Origin of the sequence: Aneurinibacillus tyrosinisolvens, assembly GCF_001015055.1 — a bacterium.
Classification (GTDB): Bacteria; Bacillota; Bacilli; order Aneurinibacillales; family Aneurinibacillaceae; genus Aneurinibacillus_A; species Aneurinibacillus_A tyrosinisolvens.
The window spans coordinates 315,607-321,743 of sequence record NZ_BBWZ01000002.1 but is presented as its reverse complement, the minus strand read 5'-3'; the positions used below and the strand labels follow the sequence as shown (position 1 = coordinate 321,743).

General features: G+C 50.1%; 7 protein-coding genes. All 7 read right to left on the bottom strand.

Going from position 1 to position 6,137, the window contains the following annotated elements:
• The coding region (locus MBEAL2_RS03535) for an IS256 family transposase (protein WP_047150927.1) at positions 1 to 496 on the bottom strand (496 nt) is incomplete at its 3' end.
• On the bottom strand, positions 493 to 1,380 hold the full coding sequence (locus MBEAL2_RS03530) for an ROK family protein (protein ID WP_047150926.1): 888 nt from the start codon (positions 1,378 to 1,380) through the stop codon (positions 493 to 495). The genes MBEAL2_RS03530 and MBEAL2_RS03535, both read right to left, overlap by 4 nt.
• Before the next feature lie 5 nt (positions 1,381 to 1,385).
• Positions 1,386 to 2,213 (bottom strand): carbohydrate ABC transporter permease, encoded by an 828-nt coding sequence (locus MBEAL2_RS03525; RefSeq protein WP_201780797.1) that lies wholly within the window; start codon positions 2,211 to 2,213, stop codon positions 1,386 to 1,388.
• A gap of 12 nt (positions 2,214 to 2,225) precedes the next feature.
• Positions 2,226 to 3,089 carry a carbohydrate ABC transporter permease gene (locus MBEAL2_RS03520; RefSeq protein ID WP_047150924.1) on the bottom strand — a complete coding sequence of 288 codons (864 nt, stop codon included), beginning with the start codon at positions 3,087 to 3,089 and terminating at the stop codon, positions 2,226 to 2,228.
• 62 nt (positions 3,090 to 3,151) lie between these two features.
• Complete coding sequence (locus tag MBEAL2_RS03515; protein WP_052947413.1) at positions 3,152 to 4,471, bottom strand: ABC transporter substrate-binding protein; 1,320 nt, start codon at positions 4,469 to 4,471, stop codon at positions 3,152 to 3,154.
• Between the two features lie 26 nt (positions 4,472 to 4,497).
• A complete protein-coding gene (locus tag MBEAL2_RS03510; RefSeq protein ID WP_047150923.1) occupies positions 4,498 to 5,283 on the bottom strand; it encodes a sugar isomerase domain-containing protein in 786 nt (261 codons plus the stop codon).
• Between the two features lie 24 nt (positions 5,284 to 5,307).
• The gene (locus MBEAL2_RS03505) at positions 5,308 to 6,045 is read right to left on the bottom strand and encodes a GntR family transcriptional regulator (RefSeq protein WP_047150922.1); all 738 of its coding nucleotides are present in this window, start codon (positions 6,043 to 6,045) and stop codon (positions 5,308 to 5,310) included.
• Between the last annotated feature and the right edge of the window lie 92 nt (positions 6,046 to 6,137).

The following is a 6,137-nucleotide window of genomic DNA, read 5'->3' as shown; positions in this document are numbered from 1 at the left end:
GAACAAGGTAAATGACTTCCTTACCTACGGTATCCCGGCGAAGGCGGATGTAAAGCCCGTCCAGATAGAGGACCGAATAACGCTTGGCCAGAGGGCGCTTCTGCCACTTCTCAATATCTTCGACCGTGGCGTCTGTAATGTTGCTAATCGTGGCTGGAGAGTAAGAGGAGCCCACCATACGCTCGATGAATTTGCCCACTTCTCTTGTGCTCATCCCGCTCTGATACATCTTAATAATGGCTTCCTCCAACCAGCCATCCCGGCGTTGATACGGAGCAAAAAGCCCGGTTTGAAACGCGCCCTCTCGGTCGCGGGGAACCGAAAGGTTCTCAATCTTTCCGTAGCGTGTGTCCAGGGAACGCTTATAATAACCGTTTCTACTGTCTGAAAGATCGGGGTGTTCTACCTGCAGGAAGTTCGTGAGTTCTTCCCGCATAATAAGTTCAAGCTTTTCTTTTACAAATTCTCGTAAAAGATCTTCCAATTGATTTGTCAAAAGACAAGCCGGAGGGCTCCAAGCACTCCCGCCCGGTTTCCCAGCTGGGCCGGAACGACCGGCGTGCTGCGGGTAGCCGGAGAAGCATACCGCTTCATCGCCTCTTCGATTGAATCCTTAAAACAAGAAAGCTGCTGGGACACGCCCCCTCCCACAATAACAATCTCCGGATCCAGAATGCTGGCAAGGTTGGCGATTCCGGTTCCAAGGCAGTGCCCAACTGCTTCAACCATTTTCTTCGCTTCCATCCTTTCACCTGCAGCCTCAAACAGCTGGACGCTGTTTAAAGGGGGAGATAGCGTTTTCGCCCGATTAGTAATCGCTGTGCCGGACGCCATTCTCTCGAACCAGCCGAGCTCCGCATCCCCCCGGTCGCTCATGTCCATTGTAAGCCAGCCCATTGACCCGGCAGTTTCCCGGAAACCCGTCCATATTTTCCCGTCCACGAGAATGGCTCCTCCGATGCCTGTTCCGATCGTAAGCATGACGGCACTCATACAGCCCTGTGCCGCTCCCTTCCAGTGCTCCCCCGCCAGAGCAAGCTGGCCATCGTTTTGTAAATAAACGTCCGTACCCCACTTTCTCCCCAGCATGTCTGCCAGGGGCAGTCCATTTAAATCAGGCAGATTCGGTACCCACTCCACTCTCCCTTTTTTGCCGGCAACCCTCCCGGGAAGCCCAACACCGATGCCTGCAACATCCTTCTCCGAAATTCCCGCCTCCCCCAGCAGCCTATGCACAAGCGAATTTATCTGACGAAGAAAAGCTCCCCTCGCTGCCGGCGTCTCTAGCTTATGTTCAGCCAGTATCTTCCCCTCGCTATCTCCTAAAACACCCCACATCTTCGTTCCGCCGACGTCGATTCCAATTCCCCACTGTTCCATTCGCCTTATCCTTTCAGCCCTGTTATCGTAATCCCCTTCACAAAGTGGCGCTGCAGCAGGGTGAACACAATTAATGAAGGGATAACAGCGAGGGTTGAGCCTGTCATCAGCATATTCATCTGTTCCTGTGAACTGTAGGCGTTGCGCAGCGTATTGAGTCCAAGCGGTAGGGTATAGAGTGATTCATCGTTAATGACGACAAGCGGCCATAAGAAATTATCCCACTGGTACACGAAAGCAAAAATACCGAGGGCTGCGAGGGCTTGTTTTTGCAAAGGAAGGATAATCTGCCAGTAAATTCTCCATTCCGAAGCCCCGTCGATGCGGGCGGCCTGGAGCATCTCGTCAGGAATAGACAACGTAAACTGCCGCATGAGGAAAATTCCGAACCCCGTTACGATGTTAGGCAGGATCAACCCGAGATAAGAATCGCTTAACCCCATGCTTTTTATAATGAAGAACAGGGGGATTAATAAGACAAAAAACGGGATCATCATCGTGGAAAGGATGAGAATAAACAGGAATTCCCGGCCCTTGAACTTGTATTTTGCGAGAGCGAACCCGCCCATCGAGCTTGTCAGCAGAATGCAAAGGGTAATCACAATGGTCACGAATAAGCTGTTCATGTACATTTCCTTCATCGGCACCGCCGACCAGATGTCAATAAAGTTGTGCCACTGCGGATTTTTGGGAATCCACGTAATCGGGACAGATATAATTTCATCCGGTGTTTTTAACGACGAAATGACCATCCATAGAAAAGGAAACGCCATAAAAAACCCGAGGATGGCAAGCGGGACGCAGATGGCGGTTTGTTTTAAGATTCCTTTCACAAGCATCTCCTCCTACTCTGTATTTTCTTTGCCCATGCTTTTCAGCTGGGCCAGTGAAATCACAATGACCATGATGAAGAGAATGACCGCCATCGCCGAGGCCTTGCCCATATCCAGGAACTCAAAAGCCGTCTGGTAAATATACAGGCCCAGCACGTTACTGGAATCGACCGGGCCGCCATTCGTTAAAACAAACACCTGGGTAAATACCTGGAAGGAGTTAATCGCAACCATAATCAACACAAACAACGAAGTAGGCCGGAGCAGTGGGAGGGTAATGTACCTGAACTTGTGCCATTCCGACGCTCCATCCAGCTTTGCCGCTTCATAATATTCTTCTGAAATCCCCTGCAGCCCGGCCAGATAAATGATGGCGTAATAGCCGATTCCCTGCCACAGCATAAAAAGAATGACAGAAAGCAGCGATTGTTCTTTGCTCATAATCCAGCCCTGCGGCGGAAGGCCCAGGAATTTCAAGATCTCGTTAACAGGCCCGTAGGTCGGATCCAGCATGTACTGCCACACTAGAGACATGGCCACAACCGAGGTCACAACAGGGAGGAAAAAGAGCAGCCTCCAGAATTTCGCACCGAATTTTACAGCATTCAGAAGCATGGCGACGCCGAGTGAAAGCGCCGGCATAAACAGCAGGTTCGCGCCCACAAAAAGAAACGTATTGAACAGAGTCGTTTTAAAGCGTCCATCCCCCATAAGCTGGACGTAGTTTTTAAATCCAACGTTCACAGCTTCCGTAACGGAGCCTAGCATATCCCATTCATGAAAGCTCAGGTAGAGCGTAAAGCACAGAGGGAACAGAAAGAAAATGCTGAAGAATAGAAGGGACGGTGCCAGAAACAGAAAAGCTGCTCTACTCACGTTCTCACCCCTTTACGATGATTTAAAAGAGGGGGAGAAACCTCCCCCTCTGCATAAAGCGGTTATTTGTTTAGTAAATTGTTAATCTGGCTCTCCGCGTTCTTCAGCGCATCTGCAGGGGCGCTCTGCCCAAAGACAACGCCTTCGATTTGTTTCTGGAGCGCGGCGGTAATTTCGGCTCCATTCATAACATTCGGGAATGGCTTGGCATCCTTAAGCAGGTCGACATACGTTTTAATGAATGGATCGTCCAGTTTATCTTTATGGGCTTTCTGATCATCCGTTCTGCTCGGGAGAATGCCCTGGTTGATGAGCCAATCTCCCTGGCGGGAAGACTGTCCCTCCGCTTTTGCTGTATTTAGCCAGTGAAGAAACTTCCAGGCTTCCTCCTGATTGTTGCCCTTGGCGTTCACAGAATAGAGCCAGGAGTAGAAGACGGAGATCGGCTTCGTTCCTGAAGGACCGACCGGAATAGGGGCTGTAGCAACGTTTTTGTATTTGTCTTTCATTGTGGCTTCCAGGTCGCCCTTCCACCAGTTCGCCATAATAATCATGGCTGTTTTCTCGAGTTCAAAGTTATTCTGGTACCCCCCGGTCGTGCTGGCATTTGATTGGCTCATTTCCGGATTGAGCGCGTTCGCGTCAAGGAGGCTTTTGTATAAATCAATGGCTTCTTTACCCTGCGGGCTGTTAAAAGCCGCTTTGGCATTATCCGCGTTCAACAGCTCTCCCCCGTTCGACTGAAGCAGCGCCAGCCATGGATGAACAACACCGGAGTCCCAGCCGGTAATGACGCCAAATCCCTGCTGCGTGATTTTTCCGTTTTCTGTTTTCGTCAACTTTTTCGCGTCTGCTACAAGTTCATTCCAATCCTTCGGCGGCTGGGCAATGCCGGCTTCCGTGAAAAGCCGTTTGTTGTAATTCAAAGCATAAGCGGTTAACTCTGTCGGGTAGCCGTAAACATTCCCCTCGATGCTTACCGAGTTCTTAATGTTCTCGCCGTATCCTTGCTTAATATCGGCCGTGATATTTTCAGGGGCCGTCTGTATGGCTTTGCTTCTGGCGAGTTCAGGCAGCCATGCGCTATAAATATGGTAAATATCCGGGCCGTCATTTGAGAGTTTAGAGGACGTAATCTTCTTTAAAAGCTCGGCAAACGGAACCGTTTGCAGCTTGATTTTCACTCCAGGATTCGCTGCTTCGTATTCTGCAATGAGACTGTCGAATGCTTTGGAGTTATTGGCATCCCAGTGCGTCAGAATCTTGATCGTCTTCTCTTCCGTCGCTTTTGTTGCTTTTCCTTCCGAGTTTTGCACGCTTTTCCCCGAGCATCCCGTTAAAGCAAGCAAGAAAACCAAAAACATCACTGTCCACTTCCTCATTCCGCACGCCCCCTCTTTTTTATTCTTTAGTTCCTGTCAGGTAACGGAACCTTGAATTTACTGTCTGTTTTACGGACACGCTCGCGGAACTGAACGTAAACTTCCTCATTGTGCCCTGGCTTAATCCCAAGCACATTCGGGGAGGCAAAAGGTTTTACGGCATATCCCTGCTCCGATAATACAAGGGCGGTTTCCGCTACGAGTGCCTGAATCAGAATGGTTACCGCCACGGTGGAAGTTCCGGCTACGTTCCCAATGACCCTGGGAATCGGTACAACGGCATCTTCTGGCGGCACACAATTATCAATGACTAAGTCAGCAATGTCGCCGATTTTTTTGCCGGAGGAATGGGAGGCCGGGCGATTTTTATGGTTTTCCATGCTCGTTACCGCGATGACATACAGGCCGTCGCGTTTGGCTGCTTCCGCTACCTCGACAGGAGCGGCATTCTGGCCCCCGTGGGAAAATACAATGCATACATCATCCTTGCTCCACACGTTATGCCGCAGGAATACCTCGGCATACCCTTCCTGGCGCTCCAGCCAGAGTAGTTCTTCAGCGCCGCCAAATCCGCTGACCGTTGTCCACATCAGGCGCGGGTCCATGATGGGCGCCCAGCCCACATACCCTCCGTACCGGGGGAAGCAGTCCATTAAGGGAATGACCGAATGGCCGCTGCCGAACATGCGGACCCAGTTCCCACTGCCTATCGACTCGGCGCATTTTTCGGCCGCTGTTTTAATGGCCTCTTCCTGCCCGCCAATCCGTTCAATTAAGTTCGCTGCTTCTTTAAAATAAACATTTGCTGACATAACAACGCCTCCCATTAGTTAACGTTACGCCTTCATTCTGACCGAAAGCACGTACCTGTCCCCGCGCAATATCGACTCTGTGAATTCAAATCTTTCTTTTGTGTCCAGAAAAGAGATGCGGGTACAGGATAGCGCGGCGCTTTCAATCGGTACATTCAGTAAAGCCGCCTCTTCTTCTTTCCGGATGTACACAACCCGGTACGTTTCTTCGGCCTCGTCCATCTTCATGCTGTATTCCTGTTGGAGAATTTGATAGAGTGAACCTTTTTGAATGGTTTGAGCATCCAGGCTCGGGCACAGCCTCTCTGGAATGTAAGCAGTTTGAATGGCCATCGGCTCGCTGTCCGCATATCTGACGCGCTTAATTTTCCATGTCTTTTCTTCCTGGGAGAGTTTGAGACCGTTTTTCACCCTCTCCGGCGGGATTATGAGGCTGCATTCAATCAGTAAATTCCCTGGTGTATACCCCTGGTTAACCATATCGTCTGAGAAGCTCTTTAAGACAGATAGTGGATGCTCCATTTGCTTTTTTGCCGCCACGAAGGTTCCTTTGCCCTGGATCCGGTATAAGGTTCCTTCCTGCACCATTTTCTGAATAGCGGAGGTTACGGTAATTCTGCTGACTCCAAACTGTGCCGCAAGCGCTCTTTCAGGAGGGATTCTTTCTTCCTCCTTGTACGTCCCTTTTTCAATTTCCTCGGATAAATGCTGGATGAGTTGGATGTATAAAGGGAGATGGCTGGAATGATCAACCCTGCTCATGGCATCACCTTTCTTTTGCTATGTTGCTATGTTGATATGTTGACATAGCAACGCGGTATCTACTTTAAGCTATGTGAGGATCCGGGGATTCA

Excerpts from the sequence above, each read along its gene's own strand:
- MBEAL2_RS03505 (WP_047150922.1), bottom strand. The coding sequence starts at position 6,045 with ATGAGCAGGGTTGATCATTCCAGCCATCTCCCTTTATACATCCAACTC.
- MBEAL2_RS03510 (WP_047150923.1), bottom strand. The coding sequence starts at position 5,283 with ATGTCAGCAAATGTTTATTTTAAAGAAGCAGCGAACTTAATTGAACGG.
- MBEAL2_RS03515 (WP_052947413.1), bottom strand. The coding sequence starts at position 4,471 with ATGAGGAAGTGGACAGTGATGTTTTTGGTTTTCTTGCTTGCTTTAACG.
- MBEAL2_RS03530 (WP_047150926.1), bottom strand. The coding sequence starts at position 1,380 with ATGGAACAGTGGGGAATTGGAATCGACGTCGGCGGAACGAAGATGTGG.